The organism is Oceanisphaera sediminis, from assembly GCF_039539745.1.
Classification (GTDB): Bacteria; Pseudomonadota; Gammaproteobacteria; order Enterobacterales; family Aeromonadaceae; genus Oceanimonas; species Oceanimonas sediminis.
In genome coordinates this window covers 177,132-197,853 of record NZ_BAABDS010000026.1, presented here as the reverse complement: position 1 = coordinate 197,853, position 20,722 = coordinate 177,132, and the positions used below count along the sequence as shown (strand labels likewise).

The following is a 20,722-nucleotide window of genomic DNA, read 5'->3' as shown; positions in this document are numbered from 1 at the left end:
TGCGATGTTTCGCTTTATTGCACTTTGTATCCTGTTGACTGCCGGTCAGCTTCACGCTCAGGAGACGGCTCCCGAAGGGCCCTTATACTACACCATGACGCCGGACATTATTACCAACTACCAGAATTCGGGGCAGACCCTGGGTTATATTCGAGTGTCCGTCGATTTGATGCTGAAAAGTGCCGACAAGATGCCGCTGGTGGAGCAGCATATGCCGCTGCTGCGCGATGCCATCAACAACCTGCTGGCAGAGCAGAACCAGCAGGAAATTCGCTCGCTGGAAGTACGCAACGAGCTGGCGCAGCAAGGACAGCAGCGACTCAACGATTTACTGCTGAAAGAAACCGGCGAAACACCGATTCATCGCCTGCTGTTTACCAAGTTCCTGTATCAGTAAGCACGACGACCACGATCAAACCAGGCCTGTAACAGTCCGATCAGCCCACCGCCCAGGTGGGCCAGATTGGCCACCGGACCCAGCACGCCGGCAAAGCCCAGCACCAGCCAGACCACCATGAACACCGCCATGCCGTCCGGCAGCCCTATGCCGCGGGCCGGGTTGAGCCGCCCCGACAACCACACATAGGCCAGCAGGGCATACACCACCCCCGACAGCCCACCGAAGCGGGGGCCGCTGGCCCAGAACTGCATCAGGTTGGGCAGCACGCCCGCCACCAACAGCAACAGCAGCAACTTGCCATGCCCCAGCCGCCGCTCGACCATGCCGCCCAGATACCACCACCAGAACAGGTTGAATACCAGATGCATGAGGGAGAAATGCAGCAGTGCCGGCGTAAAGGCGCGCCAAAACTCCGCGCCCAGCAGTTGACTCCAGTCGGACGGAAACGCCAGCAGCCCGAACATCGGCAAGCCCAACTGACTCAGGCCATAAATGGCCACGCAGGCGAGCAGCACCAGCATGTTGACCGGTCCGGTTTGGCGCAACAGATCCCGGGCAAGCCCGGGTCTGTTTGCGTCGGTGCTGAAATGCGCATGGGTGTCGCCCTGGCGCCAGGACGCATCCTGATAGCGTGGATGCAGCGGTTCGGCGATAAAACGCTTCACTTCCTGCTGGGCCTGCTGATAACGGACCTCGTTAACCAGCCAGATGCTGACGTTGTTGTCATCATCCAGCGTCAGCTCACACTTGAGGCCCATATCGGCCAGGTAATCGACGAACGACTGGGCCCGGCGCGGATCATCCAGCACCAGCAGCAGTTTCATCAGGCCGTTACCACCGTCTGGGTGCGGCGCCAGGCTTCAAAGCCGCCATCCAGGCTGTAGACTTCCTCGAAGCCCTGATTGATCAGGTACTGGGCCGCACCCTGACTGCTGACGCCGTGGTAGCACATCACCACGACCGGCGTCTCGTAATCGACCTCGTTGGTAAAGGACACCAGAGTATCGTTGGTCAGATGAAAGGCACCCTCGGCGTGAGCCTGGGCAAAGGATTGGGGATCACGAATATCCACCAGCCGGGCATGGCCCTCGGCCAGCAGGGTGTCGGCTTCGGCCACCGAAATATGGGCAAACTGCTCCATGGGTTACTCCTAGCGTAAATTTAGGGCAGTTTACCCAATATCGGCGACCTTGGCATCAGCCGCCGTCCCTAGCCACCGAGATAAGCCTGCCGTACCTGTTCGTTGACCAGCAGGGCCGCGCCGGTATCGGCCAGCACCACGCGGCCGTTTTCCAGCACATAACCTCGGTCCGCCAGCTTCAGAGCCTGATTGGCATTCTGCTCCACCAGAAAGACGGTCATGCCCTTTTCGTCCCGCAGCCGGGCGATGGTGTCGAATATCTGGGCGATGATAATCGGCGCCAGCCCGAGCGAGGGCTCGTCCAGCAGCAGCAGCCGCGGCTTGCTCATCAGCGCCCGGCCGATGGCCAGCATCTGCTGTTCGCCGCCGGACATGGTGCCGGCCCGCTGGTTCATGCGCTCCTTCAGCCGGGGAAACATTCGATACACCTCTTCCAGCAACGGCGCATGCTCGCGCTTGTCGACGAAAAAGGCGCCCATGTGCAGATTCTCCTCCACCGTCAGCCGGGCAAAGATACGCCGCCCCTCGGGCACGATGGCGATGTCCTTGCGCATGATGGCGGGCGTATCGAGCCCGCCCAGATCCTGACCTTCGAACAACACTCGCCCCCGGGCCGGTTTGGGATCACCGCAAATGGTCATCATCAGGGTGGTCTTGCCGGCACCGTTGGCGCCGATCAGGGTGACGATTTCTCCCTGTTTGATTTCAATGGTGACCTCTTCCAGCGCCTGGATTTTGCCATAGCGGGCACAGACATTATCCACATGCAGCATGCTCAGGTTTCTCCCAGGTAGGCTTTGATCACATCGGGGTTGTTACGCACCTGCTCAGGCGTGCCCTCGGCCAGTGGCCGCCCCTGATTGACCACATAGATATAGTCTGAGATATCCATCACCAGCTTCATGTCGTGTTCAATCAACAGGATGCTGACCCCTTCGTTATCACGCAAATCACAGATCAGCCGATTCAGCTCGTGCGTCTCGTTCGGGTTGAGTCCCGCCGCCGGCTCGTCCAGCATCAGCAGAGACGGGCGGGCCGCCATGCAACGGGCAATTTCCAGTCGCCGCTGCTGACCATAGGCCAGGTTGTCGGCGGTGCGATTGGCAAACTCGGTCAGGTTGACTTTTTCCAGCCAGTAATGGGCCAGCGCCAGCCCTTCCCGCTCGGCGCGACGAAAGGCCGGGGTCTTGAGCAGGCCGGACAAAAAGCCGGTGTTCAGATGAAAGTGCTGGGCCACCAGCAGGTTTTCCAGCACCGTCATTTCCTTGAACAGCCGCACATGCTGAAAGGTGCGCACCATGCCCAGTCGGGCAATCTGGTGGCCCGGCAGCCCCTGTATGTTCTGCCCCTTGAAGTTGACGCTGCCGCCGCTTGGCCGGTAAAAGCCGGACAGGCAGTTGAATATGGTGGTTTTACCGGCACCGTTGGGGCCGATCACCGAGACGATTTGGCGCTCCTCCATGCGGAGCGCCACCTGGTCGACGGCGACCAGGCCGCCGAAGCGCATGGTCAGATCGGATACGGTTAACAGGGCCGTCATGATTTCAACTCCATATGGGGGCGATGCATCGGCAGCAGCCCCTGGGGCCGCCAGATCATCATCAGCACCATCAGCAGGCCGAACAGCAGCATGCGATATTCGTTAAATTCCCGGGTCAGCTCCGGCAATATGGTCATGACGATGGCCGCCAGCACCACACCAATCTGAGAGCCCATGCCGCCGAGCACGACGATGGCCAGAATAATGGCCGACTCGATGAACACGAAGGATTCGGGGCTGATAAAGCCCTGACGGGCGGCGAAGAAGCTGCCGGCAAAACCGGCGAAGGCGGCACCGATGGTAAAGGCGCTGAGCTTGATTAGCGTCGGGTTGAGGCCCAGCGAGCGACAGGCGATTTCATCTTCGCGCAGCGCCTCCCAGGCCCGGCCCAGCGGCATGCGCAGCAGACGGTTGATGATGAAGATGGTAAAAATCACCAGCATCAGCGCCAGCAAATACAGAAAAATCACCTTGTGGCCCGAGTTGTAGGCCATATCGAAAAACTGGTGAAAGGTGTTGTCGCCCCGGCGCTCGAATTCCAGCCCGAACAGGGTCGGCTTGGGAATACCGGCGATGCCGTTCGGGCCACCGGTCAGCTCGGTCATGTTGTTGAGCAGAATGCGGATGATCTCGCCGAAGCCCAGGGTGACGATGGCCAGATAATCGCCGCGCAGCCGCAGCACCGGAAAGCCGAGCAAGAAACCGAACAGCGCCGCCATGGCGCCGGAGATCAGCAGGCAGGTCCAGAAATCCAGCCCCAGATAGGCGTTGAGCAGGGCATAGCTGTAGGCACCCACCGCATAAAAGGCGACGTAGCCCAGATCCAGCAGCCCGGCCAGGCCCACCACCACGTTCAGCCCCAGCCCCAGCATCACGTAAATCAGGGTCAGGGTGGCCAGATCGACCGCCCCGCGCGAGCCCATGAAAGGCCAAATCAACAAGGCGACCAGCACCAGCACGGTCACGATGCGATACAACCAAGGCCGTTCTTCCGGCACCGGCAGGGCAAAATAGCCCTTGCGGTCCGACAGATACTTGAAGGGGCTGCGCAACTGCCGCTGAAACAGCTGGGCGAGAAATACCAGGGCGGCCCCCAGCGCCAGCCATTCCCAGGCCTGGTCCAGGCGGTTGGAGACAATCAGCCGGGTGCCGGCGGTTTCGAGCCGAAAACCGAGCAGCCAGCCGGCCAGCAACAAAAACAGCACGGCGGCAATCAGGGCGGGTTTGAGTTTGTTCATACCTTCTCTACCTCCGGTTTACCCAGAATGCCGGTCGGCATGAACAACAACACCGCGATCAGCAGCCCGAAGGACACCACATCCTTGTATTCGGTACTGAAATAGGCGCCGGTCATGGCCTCGGTCACCCCCAGCAGCAGGCCACCTATCACCGCACCGGGAATGCTGCCGATGCCGCCCAGTACCGCGGCGGTAAAGGCCTTGAGCCCGGCCATGAAGCCGATATAGGGGTTGATGACGCCGTAGTAGGAGCCCAGTAGCACTCCGGCCACCGCCGCCAGGGCCGCGCCGATAACGAAGGTCAGCGCGATCACCGTGTTGCTGTTGATGCCGAGCAGGTTGGCCATTTTCAAATCTTCGGCACAGGCCCGGCAGGCCCGGCCCATGCGGGAGCGGGAGATAAACAGCGACAGCAGGGTCATGGCCACGAAGGTCACCACGAAGATGATCAGCTGCATGTAGGACAGCGAGGCCTGAAAGCCACTGTCGCCGAAAGTCCAGCCGCCGGGGATCAGGCTGGGCATGGCGATATCGCGCGAGCCCTGCGACAGCCGCATCATGTTCTGCAGAAAGATGGACATGCCGATGGCCGAGATCAGCGCAATCAGCCGTTTGCTGCCGCGCAGCGGCCGGTAGGCCACCCGTTCGATGGAATAACCATACACACTGGTCAGGGTAATGCTCACCAGAAAGGCGGCAGTCAGCAGTACCAAGGTGCTGTCGATACCGATCATCATCAGGCCGGTCATCACCATGAAGGCGGCATAGGCGCCAATCATGTACACCTCGCCGTGGGCAAAGTTGATCATGCCGATAATGCCGTACACCATGGTGTAGCCGATGGCGATCAGCGCATAGGTACTGCCGATGGTCAGGCCGTTTAGCAACTGCTGGATAAAATAAAGCGTGGGCTCAGACATACAACCTTTCCTTGTCGTAAGAGCGAAGCGAGTAAAGTTGGCGGGGCGAAGCTGGGGAACTATCCCTTTCGGCAAGAGCTAACATATCCAGAGCAGCCGGACAAAGGACCAGCTCCGCCGACACGCTACGAGTACATCCATGCAGGCTCGGACATGCCATCCCTGGCATGTCACGGTCGGCGTAGTCGTTCCCTTGATCCTTCTTTCCTGCCTGGCGAAAAAGATCGGGGTCATTACATCTGAGTAGAAGAGCCATCCTTGTGCCACTCGAACACACCGAATTCGAAGCCCAGCAGATCGCCTTTTTCATCCCAGCTCAGTGGCCCCATTACGGTATTGACCGGCTCGGCACGCAGGGCCTTGGCCACCGCTTGTGGGTCGGTGCCGGCGCGCTTCAGGCCCTCGGCAATGGCTTCTACCGCCGCGTAGGTGGTCCACACGAAGGGACCGGACGGATCTTCACCTTTGGCCTGAATCGCCTGCACCACGGGGGCGTTGGCCGGATCCAGATCGTATTTTTTGGGCAGGGTGACCAGCAGGCCTTCGGAAGCATCACCGGCGATGGAGGTAATATCCTTGTGACCGACACCTTCGGGGCCCATGAAGCGGGCATCAAAGCCTTTTTCGGCCGACTGGCGCAGTATCAGCCCCAGCTCCGGGTGATAGCCGCCGTAATAGACGAAATCGACCTTGTCGCGCTGCAACTTGGCAATCAGAGTCGAGAAGTCCTTGTCGCCCGAGGTGATCCCCTCGTAGGCCACCACCTCGACACCGGCGTCTTTCAGGGCATCACGCACGCTGGACGCCAAACCCTCACCGTATTGCTTCTTGTCGTGGATCACCGCGATGCGCTCGGGCTTGACCTGTTCGATAATAAAATGGGCGGCGGTAGGCCCCTGATCGCTGTCGAGGCCGATAGTGCGCATCACGAATTCCAGATCCCGTTCGGTAATGACCGGGTTGGTGGAGGCCGGGGTAATCATCAGAATGCCTTCGTCGTCATACACATCCGAGGCCGGCAGTGTGCTGTCGGAGCACAGATGACCCACCACAAACTGCACGCCATCGTTGACCACCCGGTTGGCCACCGCCACCGCCTGCTTGGGGTCACAGGCGTCGTCGTATTCCACCGCCTCCAGGGTGTAGTCACCCAGGGCACCGGATTTGTTGAACATTTCGACCGCCATGCGGCCACCGGTAAACTGCATGTCACCATATTGGGCCACGGCCCCGGTGACCGGGCCGGCGATGGCCACCTTGACCGTTTCCGCCGAGGCGGCAAACGCGGCGCCATAACCCAGGGCCACCGAGACGGCCGCCGCCACCGCTTTCTTGTTCCATGTGATCATTCCGCTTCCCTCTGTCCATTGAGTTCGTGCGCCGAAAAGGCTCCGGCCTGCTCTTTTTCTAACCCGAGTGTGCCACTTTAACAAGCGAAAAAGTGCTCCGCATGACACCAGTTATAACCTAAATCCAAGGATTGTGAAGCAGGGCGCGGATCGGGGCCGGCTTTCAGCAGATACGATACTTCGGACAAAGCGCCCGCTCCGCCAACTCGCTATGAATACCTCCTTGTACGCTCTCTGTTTCATCCATGAAACAGAAGGTTGGCGGAGCAGATCCCTTTGTCCTCCCTGATGCATCGGCGTCGTCTATAGGAGATGCCTGCGGACCACTCGGTGTTCAAGAAGAGGCAACAGGCGGCTCCGCAGCAGAGGGGCGAATGAAGGGTTCTACTCCAGCGACCATCACATGACAGGACGTCATGTGCTGAGCGTCGCAGGGATGCGGTTCAGCGTGTCGGTGGAGTTGCCCCTTCGTTCGACCTTTAAAGGGCTGCTAAACAAACCAGTTAGTTTACAGGCTGGTATGAACGAGCAACCAACCCCAGGTCGAATTATCGAAGACCAGGGTACAGGCTGGCATGAAGAATTGAGGGGAAGAATATCTAGGGGAATATCGGGGATGGGTATGGCACCCATCCCCGCAGCGGGACCTTAGGTCCAGTCGAGGATGACTTTGCCGGACTGGCCGGAACGCATGGTGTCGAAGCCCTGCTGGAAGTCGTCGACCTTGAAGTGATGGGTGATGATGGGGCTCAGATCCAGACCGGACTGGATCAGACTGGCCATCTTGTACCAGGTTTCGAACATTTCCCGGCCGTAGATGCCCTTCAGTACCAGGCCCTTGAAAATCACCTGGGTCCAGTCAATCGCCATGTCGGACGGCGGAATACCCAGCATGGCGATTTTGCCGCCGTGGTTCATCTTGTCCAGCATGTCGTTGAACGCTACCGGCACCCCGGACATTTCCAGACCCACATCAAAGCCTTCGGTCATGCCCAGCTCGGCCATCACGGTATCCAGCTTGTCGGTGGCCACGTTAACGGCCCGGGTCACGCCCATCTTGCGCGCCAGCTCCAGCCGGTATTCGTTGATGTCGGTGATCACCACATGACGGGCACCCACATGACGGGCCACGGCCGCCGCCATGATGCCGATGGGGCCGGCGCCGGTGATCAGCACATCTTCACCCACCAGATCGAACGACAGCGCCGTGTGTACCGCATTGCCGAAAGGGTCGAAGATGGAGGCCAGATCGTCGGATACTTCGTCGGGCAGCTTGAAGGCGTTGAAGGCCGGAATCACCAGATACTCGGCAAAGGCACCTTCACGGTTGACGCCCACGCCAACGGTGTTACGGCACAGGTGCGTGCGTCCGGCCCGACAGTTACGGCAATGGCCACAGGTGATATGGCCTTCACCGGACACCCGGTCGCCGACCGCAAAGCCGCGCACTTCCTGGCCCACCGCCACTACTTCGCCCACGTATTCGTGACCGACCACCATGGGAACCGGAATGGTGTTCCGGGACCATTCGTCCCAGTTATAGATATGAATATCGGTGCCGCAGATGGCGGTCTTGCGGATCTTGATCAGCAGATCGTTATGGCCCAGTTCGGGCGCGGGCACGTCGGTCATCCAGATGCCGGGTTCCGCTTTCAGTTTTGCCAGTGCTTTCATGAAACTGCTCTCCTTAAATGATGCCCAGCTCGCGGCCGACCTCGGTAAAGGCGGCAATGGCCTTGTCCAGCTGTTCGCGGCTGTGGGCCGCCGACATCTGGGTACGGATACGGGCCTGGCCCTTGGGCACCACCGGGAAGGAGAAGCCGATCACATAGATTCCGCGCTCCAGCAGCTGGTCGGACATCTGTGCCGCCAGGGCGGCATCGCCCAGCATCACCGGAATAATGGCGTGATCCTGGCCCGCCAGGGTGAAGCCGGCGGCGCTCATCTGCTCACGGAAGTAGGCACTGTTTTCCCGCACCTTGTTGCGCAGGCTATCGCCGTTCTTCAGCATTTCCAGCACCTTGATGGAGGCGGCGACGATGGCCGGTGCCACCGAGTTGGAGAACAGGTAAGGACGTGAGCGCTGGCGCAACCAGTCAATCACTTCCTTCTTGCCCGAGGTATAGCCGCCGGAGGCACCACCCAGGGCCTTGCCCAGGGTGCCGGTGATAATATCGACCCGGTCCATCACCCCGCAGAATTCCGGGGTGCCCCGCCCCTGCTCGCCGACGAAGCCGACCGCATGGGAGTCGTCCACCATCACCATGGCATTGTATTTGTCGGCCAGATCACAGATGGCCTCGAGGTTGGCGATAACGCCATCCATCGAGAAGACACCGTCGGTGGCAATCAGTTTGAAACGCGCGCCGTCGGCGTCCGCCTGCTGCAACCGGGCTTCCAGCTCGACCATGTCGTTGTTGGCATAGCGGTAGCGTTTGGCCTTGCACAGACGCACGCCGTCGATGATGGAGGCATGGTTGAGGGCGTCGGAGATGATGGCATCGTCCGGGCCCAGCAGGGTTTCGAACAGACCTGCATTGGCATCGAAACAGGAGGTATAAAGAATGGTGTCTTCCATACCCAGAAAGGCGGACAGCTCGGCTTCCAGCTGCTTGTGCAGATCCTGGGTACCGCAGATGAAACGCACCGAGGCCATACCGAAGCCGTGGCTGTCCAGCCCCTGCTTGGCCGCCTCGACCAGCTCGGGATGGTTGGCCAGGCCCAGATAGTTGTTGGCGCAGAAGTTGATCACCTCCTGTTTGCCCACCTCGATGGCGGCACTCTGGGCCGAGGTGATCACTCGCTCCTGCTTGTAGAGCCCCTCTGCTTTGGTTTGTGCTAATTGCTCGGATAAATAAGCATAAAATGCCGATGACATAGTGAACTCCCGCTATCAATCTGGCTATCTGGGTTTAATTCAGATCATTTTACTACCTAAACACCCAAGTCTCATAACATATTCCAAACTTTATCCTATTTGTGAAAGGGATCACTGGGTTGAGCCGCTAATGCCTGATAATGTGCCGACAAGGTTGCCAGTTCGAGTCCTTTCTCCGGATGAAAGTAGGGCTTGAGCAGCAACAGCACCCGCGCCACTCCCTGATAAAGCACCGCCTGGCTGATATGCGGAGTCAGCGACTGAGCCGACTGATAGCTGACCCAGAACGACACCACCATTCTCAGAATTTCACTCAGCGGGGCGATTTCTTCATCGGGAATCACCAGTACCTGCTGGGCGTTCAACTCACGCAACAGTGCTTGCAGATTCTCTGCCAGCTCCTGCTGCACCAGCAGATACTGCCGATGCAGCTCGGGATCCCGGTGCAGAATATCGTTGAGGTTGGCATAGAAAAAACGGAACTCCCACATCACGTAGAACACCGCGTCCAGATAATGAAACCAGACGCTGGAACTGGCATTGGCCGGCCCGGTGACGGGAGTGAAGCTTTTACGCAGATGGTCGGCATATTGCAGAAAAATGCGGCCAATAATGTCGTTCTTGTTGCGAAAGTGGTAATAGAGATTACCGGGACTGATGCCCAGGTGAGCGGCAATATGATTGGTGGTCACATTCGATTCCCCCTGCTCGTTAAACAACAGCAGGGCGGCGGCGACTATACGATCCTTGGTTTTCATCCTGTTAACCAAATGCTCAATACCATCACTGAATAGTAACACAGGCCGACGGGTTAGTTTTCTGCCGGGCAAGCATGGTAAACTTCGACTTTATTTTACTTCGTTCAGCCGGACAGGTTCCGGCCAGCAAGAGGCAGAAAGCGATGATCATTGTGACTGGCGGCGCCGGCTTTATCGGCAGTAATCTGGTAAAAACCCTGAACGACCAGGGACGCACCGACGTCGTGGTCGTCGACGACCTCACCGACGGCACCAAGTTCGTCAATCTGGTCGATCTGACCATCGCCGATTACCTGGACAAGGACGAATTCATTCAGCGCATTTTTTCCGGTGACGAGTTCGAGGAATGGGGCGGCATCGAAGTGATCTTTCATGAAGGCGCCTGCTCGGCCACCACCGAGTGGGACGGCAAGTTCATGATGGAAAATAACTATCAATATTCCAAAGACTTGCTGCACTACTGCCTTGAGCGGGAAATCCCCTTCATTTATGCCTCTTCCGCCGCCACCTACGGCGGGCGCAACGACAACTTCATCGAAGAGCCGCAATATGAGCAGCCGCTCAACGTTTACGGCTACTCCAAGCAGCTGTTCGACCAGTACGTGCGCCAACTGATGCCCGAGATCAACTCTCAGGTAGTGGGCCTCAAGTATTTCAACGTCTACGGCCCGCGCGAGCAGCACAAGGGCGGCATGTCGAGTGTGGCCTTCCACCTCAATACCCAGCTGCACAAGGGCGAAAACCCCAAACTGTTCAAAGGTTGTGACGGTTTCCCCAACGGCGGTCAGATGCGCGACTTCATCTATGTCAGCGATGTCTGCCAGGTCAACCTGTGGTTCTGGCAGAATCCGGGCGTCTCCGGCATCTTCAACTGCGGTACCGGCCGGGCCGAACCCTTCCAGAATGTGGCCGAGGCGGTGATCAAGCACCACGGCAAGGGCCAGATAGAATACATCCCCTTCCCCGAGCAGTTGAAGGGTCGCTATCAGAGCTTTACCCAGGCCGATCTCACCAAACTGCGTGCCGCCGGCTATCCCCACACGTTCAAGACAGTGGCAGAAGGCGTGAGCGAATACATGGCGTGGCTGAACAAGTAACCGTCGGTCCGAAACGGAAGATTCCATGAATATATTGATGGCCCTGTCCCAACTGGAAGTAACCGGGGCAGAAGTCTATGCCACGACCGTGGGTGACGAACTCAGCCGGCGCGGGCACAGCGTGTGCTATGTGTCCGATACCCTGACCAAGCCGCACCTGGGCGAGTATTTCAAACTGCGTTTCAACAAGCGCAGCATACCGCGCCGATTCTGGCATGTGGGCTACCTGATCTACCTGATCAAGAAGCACCGCATCCAGCTGGTTCATGCCCATAGTCGTGCCTCCAGCTGGAGCTGCCATGTGGCCTGCAAACTGACCGGCACCCCCATGATCACCACGGTGCACGGCCGTCAGCCGGTACATGCCTCACGCAAAAAGTTCCATGCTCTGGGCGACCGGGCGCTGGCGGTGTGCGAAGCGGTGAAAAATCAGCTGATCAGCAGCCTGGGGGTCTCACCCGAGCTGATTGCCATCGGCCGTAACGGCATCGATACCAGCCAGTACCGGCCCGTAGCGGCGCCGATAAATGATAAGCCGGTGATCAGCATCATCGGCCGGCTCACCGGCCCCAAGGGCGAGCTGTGCTACCGGCTGTTGGACGAGTGCCTGGATCTGGATGCATATCGGGTACAGATCGCCTCCGGCTCCGATATTCCCGATCGCTTTGAGCGCTTTCGCGACAAGGTGGATTTTCTGGGTTATGTGCAGGACGTGTCGGGCCTAATTGCGAACTCCGACCTGGTGATCGGCGCCGGCCGGGTGGCCATGGAAGCGATTCTGATGCAACGCCCGGTATTTGCCGTTGGCGAAGCGCAGGCTCCCGGCCTGGTTACCACCGACGACCTGGATGCGGCCATGGCGAGCAACTTCGGCGATATAGGGCCAAGAGATCTGGATATCGACTTTACCGCCCTGCCCGCCCGAATTGCCGATGCCCTGAAGGCAGACTTTGACGCCAGCGGGCTGGCCACACGGGTAAAGGCGAGCTACGACCTGAACGCCGTGGCTGATGAGCTGGAGCAGCATTACCAGAGCGTTTACGTGCACCGGCTACGCCGGGAAGTGCCCATTATCATGTATCACCGCTTCATCGAGGATGACAGCGAAAAAGGCGTACATGGCACCTATATGCACGTCAACATGCTGGAAAAGCACTTCAAGCTGCTCAAGCGACTGGGCCATGAAACCCTGACCTTTGCCGATCTGGCCGAGCAGGGCATGGCCAGCCGGCTTGAGTCTGGCAAGAAATACATCATCATCACCGTCGATGATGGCTACAAAGACAACTACGAACTGCTGTTTCCATTGCTGAAAAAGTACGGCTTCAAGGCGGTGATTTACATGGTCACCGGCGAGCAGTTCAACCGCTGGGATGTGGAAAATCCGGACAACCCGGAAAAACGGGTAGACCTGATGAGCCCGGCCCAGATCAGGGAAATGGCCGACTCCGGCCTGGTGGAATTTGGTGGCCACACCCTGAGTCACCCTCACCTGAACACCCTGGATAAAGACGCCCAACGCCACGAAATTGCCGAGAACAAGGCACAACTGGAGCAGCTGCTGGGCCAGAAGCTGGCTTCCTTCGCCTACCCGTTCGGCAGTCATAATCAGGACAGCAAGGCGTTGGCCAAAGAGCTGGACTACCCCTTCGCGGTAGCTACCGACAGTGGCCCCCTGGCCATGCACGAAGATCCCTACCAGATCCGCCGCATCGCCATCTTCCCCCGCACCGATGTATTCGGCCTGTGGCGGAAGATAAGAGGGAATTATGTGTTCAGGAAGAGCAAATAGCCTCTCGCCGAGTCATTGGAACAACTTCATGCTTAACAAGCTGACATTAAAACTATTGAATATCATAAAGAAAAAAGGCGGCAGCCTGCTTACCGCCCCCGATTCTTATCTGATATGGAACAAAATCAAACTATCCGGTAAGGGTAACCGTCTCGTGGTGCTTGGTAATGGGAAGTTCCGCCGCTGTGTCATTAGTATCAGGGGTGAAAACAACAGGGTAGAAGTGGAAGACGGTGCCAATATCAGCTTCAGTACTTTAGAAATAGTGGGTAACAATTGCCTCATTCGAATAGGGAAGGAAACCGATATTGGTGGCGCCTACCTGTCTGCCAAGGGCGAGGCAACCCGGCTCACCATTGGTGAGCACTGCATGTTCTCTCGCAACATCAGTGTGATGACCTACGACGGTCATCCCATTTATGATGCCGATACCGGTGAGATATTGAACCATCCGCAGGATATCCGCATCGGGAATCATGTATGGGTCGCCGCCAATGCCGCCATACTCAAGGGGGTCACCGTCGACGATGGCAGCATCATCGCCTTTGGTGCCATCATCACCAAAGATGTCGAAGAGAAAACCATTGTGGCGGGCTCGCCGGCCAAAACTATAAAAAAAAATATCCGCTGGGAGCATTAATGATGAATAATTTATTGATAGCATTGGATATGCTATTAATTACATCTCATCGTTGATAAACGGTATATTTCCTAACTACAGGATTGATCATGAAAAAACTTCCGATGCTTATTGCTAACCGCTCGATTCGACTAGTGGGAAATATTTTCAAGCTGCTTGCTTATCCCTTTCATTTTATATTACCGAAGTTTCGTTTTACGATTCCTGAATATTCACCCGCAAAATTAAAGCTATCCACTCATAGTGCGATTCCACGTACTATATGGCAAACCAACTTTACCAACAAATGCACCTTGCCGGTGTACATGAATTACCTGTTCAACCGATTGATGTCACTCAACTGTGATTATCGTTATGTCAGCACAGAGGCTCGCGGTGAATATCTACAAAAAAACGCGCAAAAAGAAGTCTATGACGCCTACATGAGACTCACCAATGGTGCGGCACAAGCAGACTTATGGCGCCTGGTGGTTTTAAACCTCGAAGGTGGTGTCTATATGGATATAGATGCTACTTTGGTATGGCCTCTGGACAAACTGATCGGTGAAGAAGATAAAGCCATTTATATCAAAATAGATAACAACACTCGCTTTACCAACTATTTCATTGCTTCAGCGCCGGAAAACAATGACCTGGAAAAAGCAATTGAAAATGTGCTATACAATATTGAACATTACGAACCTTCTATGGGTGTTTACCACTCAACAGGACCGAGTGTGTTAGACAAACTTTTTAGCGATAGAAACGACATCCATGCAAAAGATCGTAAATATGTCTGCATTCAAGGTAGCTTTACCAATGAACACTTCCAGTATCTTGATCGCCCTCGCTCAAAATGGACTCACATTAATCCAAAAGATCTGGTGAAGCAGAAAGAAGAATAACTGACGTATATCACTCGATATGATGGGCATTTAAAATGAAAAGACTGATTGTAGATTTAGATGGCACTCTTACTCAAGCCAATACTTCAGATTACAAAAATGTACTTCCCAGAGAAGATATCATTGAACAACTTCGTCAATATAAATCTAACGGATTTGAAATTGTCATCGCTACTGCCCGCAACATGCGTACTTATGAAGGTAACGTTGGTAAAATCAATATCCATACCCTGCCCATCATTACAGAATGGTTAGACAAGCATTCGGTTCCCTACGATGAAGTTTTGGTAGGCAAACCCTGGTGTGGCCACGAAGGTTTTTATATCGATGACAGATCCATTCGCCCTTCCGAATTCGCCTCAATGACATTAGAAGAGATTCATCAGCTGCTTGAGAAAGAAAACGTATGTTTTTAATCATGTCTGGTGCTTATGTCGGCCAGGAACTAGAGTCTGAATTTGGGCGCATACCACCCAGTTTTTTACCTTTGGGAAACCGACGCCTGTTTCAACATCAAGTCGCGTTATCCTCCCCAGGACTACAGGTTTATCTTTCTCTTCCAGAGTCATTTGAAATATCTTCAATCGACCAAGCTTGGTTAGATAAGCATAATGTCGAGGTTATTCTTACTCCTGATGGTTTAAGTCTGGGTGCATCTTTGGTAGCGGCTGTTAATATTAGTGGTCATCCAATCGATAAACCGCTACATGTTCTCTACGGTGATACTTTATTCCAGAAATTGCCTACCGGAGATGATGTGGTCAGTATTTCACAAGCAAAATACGGTTATAATTGGGCTGTACTGACGGACGACTGTGGTGAATGGTTGAAAGATCATCAAGCGCAGAGTGCCAGAGAGACTACGCGAATTATTGATGGTTACTTTAAATTCAGTCAGCCTAAAACCATTCTGAAATGCATAACTCAAAGTGAGTGGAACTTTATACAAGGCTTGAACCGTTACCATCAGGCTGTTGGATTAACACCTGTAGAGTCTCTAGGTTGGCTGGACTTTGGTCATGTAAATACTTACTACCGTTCGAAAGCCAAATTTACCACACAGCGAGCCTTCAACGAACTAACTATCACGCCAAACTGGATAGAAAAATCCAGCTTGCACAACCATAAAATAGCAGCAGAAGCCCATTGGTTTGCCACGCTTCCATATCCTTTACGCGGCTACATCCCGCAGTTTCTTGGTAGCGAGTCGGCAAGTGATGGTAAAATTTCTTATCGCCTTGAGTATTTGCACCATACTGCTCTCAATGAACTCTTTGTCTTTGCCAGACTGCCCAGTTCTAGCTGGCTTCCTATTTTAAAGAACTGTGTCGACTTTCTTACCTCATGTCGTGAATTTCCTGCTCCTGAAGGTATTACTCAAAATACACTGGATGACTTGTTTGGTACAAAAACCGTACAAAGATTAAATGAATATTGCCTAAGTTTTGATATAAAACTTTCAAGTAACTGGTCATTTAACGGTGCCCCATCCGTAGCATTAAAAAATCTGCTACAAGATAGTCATGATAACCTGCCTCCTCATAGCTCACATGCATCTGTGTTACATGGCGATTTCTGTTTCAGTAATATTCTTTATGACTTTCGTGCAGGTAAGGTAAAAGTCATAGATCCACGTGGTATGACTACAGATATGACAGAAACTCTATATGGTGACATTAATTATGATATAGCTAAGCTTAGCCATTCTGTACTGGGCATGTATGACTGGATCATTGCTGGTTATTACCAGGTAGACATAAATGATAATAAAATTTCTTTATCCATTGCTGAGCCTACAGCTCATAAAGAGCTTCAACAAAAATTTATAGAGCTGATTGAATACAACTTTGGCCTGAGTGCTAGTCATCTTTATGCAATGCAAATTCAACTCTTTTTGTCTATGTTACCTCTGCATGCGGACGATCCTAAACGTCAGCAGGCCTTGTTCGCAAATGCATTCAGACTTCATCAAATTCTTACAAGGCTTAAACAATGATTATTATCCCAATGGCAGGAATAAGCTCACGCTTCTTCAAAGCCGGCTATAAAAAACCTAAGTATATGCTTGAAGCTCACGGTAAAACACTTTTCTATCACTCGGTAAATAGTTTTAGTGCTTACTTCAACAGCACGCCTTTTTTATTTATTGTGCGAGATTTTTTTGATACCGCAGCGTTCGTCAAGCAGTCCGCAAAAAAAATGGGTATCAAAGAATTTTATATCGTTGTACTGGATCAGGAAACTCGAGGACAGGCTGAAACCGTTGCTTTAGGGCTAGCAGGCTTGTCCGAACAAGGGCTTGATTACAAGGGTGAAATCACCATCTTTAATATTGATACTTTCAGACAAAACTTTACTTTTCCCTTGGTAGAGAATATGGAAGCTGGTTATCTGGAGGTATTCCAAGGTGGCGGTGACAATTGGTCATTCGCAAAACCTAAAGACTCGAACAGTACGAAAGTGATAGAAACGGCCGAAAAGAATCCAATATCTGATTTATGCAGCACCGGATTATATCACTTCACTAAAACATCACATTATTTAGATGCATACAATAATTATTTGTCAAAACCGCTAACTGAATGGGAAAGAGGGGAACTTTACATCGCTCCTTTATACAATTACCTCATCAAAAAAGGTTTGGGAATTCACTACCATCTAATTGACCGTAATGATGTAATATTTTGCGGAATTCCAAATGAATATATCGATTTTTTGCAGCGTTGTGATCCCTATGAAAATTGACAATAAAGATATTTCTTTCGTACTGCAAGGGCCAGTTTCGGCAAGTAAGGGCCGAGTTCAAAAAGAAGGTGTTACAAAACAAAACATCTTATCCATAAGGAAATTATTTCCTGGTTCAGAAATTATCCTGTCAACCTGGAAAGGGCAAGATACAGCTGGCCTGGATGTCGACAAATTAATATTGCTTGATGATCCAGGTCAAAACAGTGTTTTCAATGATGGTGAAGAAAAAAAGCTTAATAACAACAGGCAACTCTATAGTAGCCACCAGGGTCTCAGAGCTGTTAATACTCGTTATGCCACTAAAGTCAGAACAGACAACATTATCAACGGTCGTGGGTTTGTTGAATTATTCGAGCTGTTTTCCTCTGCACCCAGAGACCCCGAATTCACATATTTAGATAACCGCATTGTTACTAGTAGCACCTTTTTTATATCTTCGCATATTGGTCAGCCCGTTTACTTTCACAAGAGTGATTTGTTTGATTTTGGTGAAACACAGGATCTACTAAAAATCTGGCATGACTCTCTAGTGCCTGAGCTCTATTTCAAAAAGCAGCCAGGTTATAAATCTCGCCATCCTGCAACTGAACAATTTTTATGTCTACATTGGATATCAAAGTTAATGGATCAAAAGTTGCCCATCAACACCAAGGCGGGTGATGATGCTAATCTGGGTCCTGAATTTTGGGAAAAATTTATCACCAACAACCTGATTATTTGTGAACCACATAAGATGGGGCTTGATGTCACCGATCGCTTCTACAAACGCGGAAATATTGCCTTGGAATATGATCTGGATGATTGGAAATATGCCGCCGGGCTGGCGGGCAAGCCCATGGATAAAAAAAGATTAAAAAGAGCGTTTAAAGTAATTGAGGGACGATTACTGAGAAAGATCATCCGAATATAATACTACGCATCTCGATAAAACAGTACAAACTGCCGTTTATGATATTATATGAACCTTGGTCCGGATAGATAAAAGATGATGAAACTATTAGTCATAGGCCCTTCATGGGTCGGGGACATGGTGATGTCACATAGCCTATATATCACCCTGAAGCAGCAACACCCGAGTGCCGAGATCCATGTGATGGCGCCGGCCTGGTGCTGTGCCCTGCTGGAGCGGATGCCCGAAGTGAACAAGGCCATAGTGATGCCGCTGGGGCATGGTGACTTCAAGCTGGCCGCACGGTTCCGCTTGGGTAGACAGCTGGCGGTCGAAGGCTATGACTGGGCCATAGTTCAGCCCAATTCGATGAAATCGGCTCTGATCCCGTTGTTCGCCGGCATCAAGAAGCGCACCGGGTGGAAAGGCGAATCCCGCTACGGCCTGCTGAACGATCTACGCAGCAACAAGACCGACTTTCCGCTGATGGTCGAACGCTACGTCGCGCTCGCCCACCCAAGGGCAGACATGCAGAATAATCACTGCATTCCCACCCTGCCTTGGCCAACTCTGCAAGTGGATGCAGCAAACCAGCAAAGCGCCTTGAGCGAGCTGAGTCTTGATACGGAAAGCCCCATCGTCAGTCTCTGCCCGGGAGCGGAATTCGGTCCCTCCAAGCGCTGGCCGGAGCAACACTACGCCGAGGTAGCTCAACACCAGATTGAACAGGGCAAGCAGGTGTGGATTTTCGGCTCGGCCAAGGACATTCCGGTCGCCGAAGCTATCAAGCATCATTTACCACGCAATTTGCAGGGAAAGTGCCACACTCTGGCGGGAAAGACCTCATTGCATCAGGCCATCGATTTAATGGCATTGAGCTCGGTGGTGATTTCCAACGATTCCGGTCTGATGCATATCGCTGCCGCGCTGCAACGGCCGCTGGTGGGTATCTACGGCTCGACTTCACCCAAATACACACCTCCGCTGGCAGAAAAGGTCGCTATAGTACATACCGATATCGAATGCCGGCCCTGCTTCAAGCGGGAATGTCCGCTCGGTCATCTGAAGTGCCTGAAAGAACTGCCCGCAGAAAAAGTGCTTGCCGCCATTCAGCAGCTAACCGACCCGGCACATATCGCCGCTAGCCACCGGTAACCTCATGATATATCGCTTTATATACAACCTGCTCATTCATCTGTTCAGCCCCTTTTTACTGGGATTGCTGTACTGGCCCAAACGGGGCAAGCCGGGTTTTGGGGCACGCTGGACGGAGCATCTGGGGCTGGTTTCGCGCCCCAGAAAAGTTAACCCGGTCTGGCTGCATGCGGTCAGCGTCGGAGAAATGGTTGCCGCCACCCCGCTGATCAGGGCCATCAAGGCGGAACATCCGGAGCTGCCCATTCTGGTCACCACCACCACCCGCACTGGCGCCGATCAGGCGGAAAAACTGGGCAACCTGATAGAACATCGCTACGCCCCGCTCGACTTCCCTTGGGCGGTATCGCTTTTTTTACGGCGAATTAAGCCCCGGGCACTGCTGATAATGGAAACCGAGCTCTGGCCCAACTGGCTGGCAGCCTGCGGACGCAAACAACTGCCGGTGATGGTACTCAACGCCCGGCTATCGGCCCGATCTGCCGAGAGATATAAACGCTTTCACGGCATATTCCGGCTGTTATTGGCGAATATCAGCCATATAGCCTGTCAGCATCGGGATGATGCCGATCGCTTTGCAGACTTGGGATTATCCCGTGACAAACTGAGCGTGACGGGATCCATCAAGTTCGATATCGACTACGACGACGAGGTTCGCCGCCAAGGGCAAGCGCTGAGAGAGCAACTGGGCGCACAACGTCCGGTGTGGATTGCCGCCTCGACCCACGAAGGCGAAGACGAACAGCTGCTCGCCGCTCATAGGGGACTGCTGCAAAGCCATCCACAGGCTCTGCTGATCCTGGTACCCCGCCACCCTCAACGCTTCGAGCAAGTCGCAGAGCTGATCACCCAGCAAGGCTTCAGCTTGAGCCGCCGTACAGACAGTAACGAGCTCCATAACATTCAGGTTTATCTGGGCGATACCATGGGCGAACTCCCCGTCATGCTGTCGGCGGCCGATGTTGCTTTTGTCGGCGGCAGCCTGATCGAACGCGGTGGCCACAATCTGCTGGAGCCAGCTGTCCTTGGTAAACCGATATTAAGCGGCCCTTCGGTATTCAACTTCAACGATATTTATCAGCAACTCAATAGCAACGATGGCCTGATCACCGTCGGTGATTGCCATTCGCTGGCTACAACACTGGAAAACCTCTTTGAAGATAGTGAACGTTGTATCAGTATAGGTACGAATGCGAAAAACGTGGTCGAAAGAAACCGAGGGGCAATTGCCGAAAGTATCAATAAGATAATGCGTTTTTTTTAATCGGGTGGAGGTAAGCCTCCACCCGTCGT

Annotated in this window: 21 protein-coding genes; 11 read left to right on the top strand and 10 right to left on the bottom strand. The window is 53.9% G+C overall.

Going from position 1 to position 20,722, the window contains the following annotated elements; all coding sequences use genetic code 11:
* Positions 1–4: 4 nt before the first annotated feature.
* Positions 5–397 carry a flagellar basal body-associated FliL family protein gene (locus tag ABD827_RS08875; protein ID WP_344964202.1) on the top strand — a complete coding sequence of 131 codons (393 nt, stop codon included), beginning with the start codon at positions 5–7 and terminating at the stop codon, positions 395–397.
* Here the strand turns inward: ABD827_RS08875 and glpG are convergent.
* The 10 genes from glpG to ABD827_RS08825 all read right to left on the bottom strand — a co-directional run bounded on the left by glpG (position 391) and on the right by ABD827_RS08825 (position 10,224).
* Positions 391–1,224, bottom strand: a complete 834-nt coding sequence (glpG, locus tag ABD827_RS08870; protein WP_344964200.1) for a rhomboid family intramembrane serine protease GlpG — start codon at positions 1,222–1,224, stop codon at positions 391–393. The genes ABD827_RS08875 and glpG overlap by 7 nt on opposite strands.
* Positions 1,224–1,541: a thiosulfate sulfurtransferase GlpE gene (gene glpE / locus ABD827_RS08865; RefSeq protein WP_344964198.1), complete on the bottom strand. Its 318-nt coding sequence runs from the start codon at positions 1,539–1,541 to the stop codon at positions 1,224–1,226. Before glpE ends, glpG begins: the two co-directional genes overlap by 1 nt.
* Before the next feature lie 68 nt (positions 1,542–1,609).
* On the bottom strand, positions 1,610–2,314 hold the full coding sequence (locus ABD827_RS08860) for an ABC transporter ATP-binding protein (protein ID WP_298721719.1): 705 nt from the start codon (positions 2,312–2,314) through the stop codon (positions 1,610–1,612).
* 2 nt (positions 2,315–2,316) lie between these two features.
* Positions 2,317–3,081 (bottom strand): high-affinity branched-chain amino acid ABC transporter ATP-binding protein LivG, encoded by a 765-nt coding sequence (livG, locus tag ABD827_RS08855; protein WP_344964195.1) that lies wholly within the window; start codon positions 3,079–3,081, stop codon positions 2,317–2,319.
* Complete coding sequence (locus ABD827_RS08850; protein ID WP_344964192.1) at positions 3,078–4,319, bottom strand: high-affinity branched-chain amino acid ABC transporter permease LivM; 1,242 nt, start codon at positions 4,317–4,319, stop codon at positions 3,078–3,080. The genes livG and ABD827_RS08850 overlap by 4 nt, the downstream gene beginning before the upstream one ends.
* A complete protein-coding gene (gene livH, locus ABD827_RS08845; protein ID WP_344964190.1) occupies positions 4,316–5,239 on the bottom strand; it encodes a high-affinity branched-chain amino acid ABC transporter permease LivH in 924 nt (307 codons plus the stop codon). Before livH ends, ABD827_RS08850 begins: the two co-directional genes overlap by 4 nt.
* Before the next feature lie 233 nt (positions 5,240–5,472).
* Positions 5,473–6,588 (bottom strand): branched-chain amino acid ABC transporter substrate-binding protein, encoded by a 1,116-nt coding sequence (locus ABD827_RS08840; protein WP_344964188.1) that lies wholly within the window; start codon positions 6,586–6,588, stop codon positions 5,473–5,475.
* A 648-nt stretch (positions 6,589–7,236) separates the two neighbouring features.
* Complete coding sequence (tdh, locus tag ABD827_RS08835) at positions 7,237–8,262, bottom strand: L-threonine 3-dehydrogenase (RefSeq protein WP_298721699.1); 1,026 nt, start codon at positions 8,260–8,262, stop codon at positions 7,237–7,239.
* A 13-nt stretch (positions 8,263–8,275) separates the two neighbouring features.
* On the bottom strand, positions 8,276–9,466 hold the full coding sequence (locus tag ABD827_RS08830) for a glycine C-acetyltransferase (RefSeq protein ID WP_298721694.1): 1,191 nt from the start codon (positions 9,464–9,466) through the stop codon (positions 8,276–8,278).
* 95 nt (positions 9,467–9,561) lie between these two features.
* Complete coding sequence (locus ABD827_RS08825; protein WP_344964184.1) at positions 9,562–10,224, bottom strand: TetR/AcrR family transcriptional regulator; 663 nt, start codon at positions 10,222–10,224, stop codon at positions 9,562–9,564.
* 143 nt (positions 10,225–10,367) lie between these two features.
* On the opposite strand from ABD827_RS08825, the gene rfaD reads away from it, so the two are divergent.
* The 10 genes from rfaD to waaA all read left to right on the top strand — a co-directional run bounded on the left by rfaD (position 10,368) and on the right by waaA (position 20,693).
* Positions 10,368–11,321, top strand: a complete 954-nt coding sequence (rfaD, locus tag ABD827_RS08820) for an ADP-glyceromanno-heptose 6-epimerase (RefSeq protein WP_344964182.1) — start codon at positions 10,368–10,370, stop codon at positions 11,319–11,321.
* Between the two features lie 25 nt (positions 11,322–11,346).
* Positions 11,347–13,113: a bifunctional glycosyltransferase family 4 protein/polysaccharide deacetylase gene (locus tag ABD827_RS08815; protein WP_344964180.1), complete on the top strand. Its 1,767-nt coding sequence runs from the start codon at positions 11,347–11,349 to the stop codon at positions 13,111–13,113.
* Between the two features lie 28 nt (positions 13,114–13,141).
* Positions 13,142–13,753: an acyltransferase gene (locus tag ABD827_RS08810; protein WP_344964178.1), complete on the top strand. Its 612-nt coding sequence runs from the start codon at positions 13,142–13,144 to the stop codon at positions 13,751–13,753.
* Between the two features lie 89 nt (positions 13,754–13,842).
* Positions 13,843–14,637: a glycosyltransferase family 32 protein gene (locus ABD827_RS08805; RefSeq protein WP_344964176.1), complete on the top strand. Its 795-nt coding sequence runs from the start codon at positions 13,843–13,845 to the stop codon at positions 14,635–14,637.
* Between the two features lie 35 nt (positions 14,638–14,672).
* Positions 14,673–15,053, top strand: a complete 381-nt coding sequence (locus ABD827_RS08800; RefSeq protein ID WP_344964173.1) for an HAD-IIIC family phosphatase — start codon at positions 14,673–14,675, stop codon at positions 15,051–15,053.
* Positions 15,044–16,633, top strand: coding sequence for an aminoglycoside phosphotransferase family protein (locus ABD827_RS08795; protein WP_344964171.1), 1,590 nt, complete (start codon positions 15,044–15,046; stop codon positions 16,631–16,633). The genes ABD827_RS08800 and ABD827_RS08795 overlap by 10 nt, the downstream gene beginning before the upstream one ends.
* Positions 16,630–17,382 (top strand): glycosyltransferase family 2 protein, encoded by a 753-nt coding sequence (locus ABD827_RS08790; RefSeq protein ID WP_344964169.1) that lies wholly within the window; start codon positions 16,630–16,632, stop codon positions 17,380–17,382. The genes ABD827_RS08795 and ABD827_RS08790 overlap by 4 nt, the downstream gene beginning before the upstream one ends.
* Entirely contained in the window at positions 17,336–18,295 is a 960-nt protein-coding gene (locus tag ABD827_RS08785) for a WavE lipopolysaccharide synthesis family protein (RefSeq protein ID WP_344964167.1), read from the top strand. The genes ABD827_RS08790 and ABD827_RS08785 overlap by 47 nt, the downstream gene beginning before the upstream one ends.
* A 78-nt stretch (positions 18,296–18,373) precedes the next feature.
* Positions 18,374–19,429: a lipopolysaccharide heptosyltransferase II gene (gene waaF / locus ABD827_RS08780; RefSeq protein WP_344964270.1), complete on the top strand. Its 1,056-nt coding sequence runs from the start codon at positions 18,374–18,376 to the stop codon at positions 19,427–19,429.
* Between the two features lie 4 nt (positions 19,430–19,433).
* Complete coding sequence (gene waaA, locus ABD827_RS08775) at positions 19,434–20,693, top strand: lipid IV(A) 3-deoxy-D-manno-octulosonic acid transferase (RefSeq protein WP_344964165.1); 1,260 nt, start codon at positions 19,434–19,436, stop codon at positions 20,691–20,693.
* The last annotated feature ends 29 nt before the right edge of the window (positions 20,694–20,722 follow it).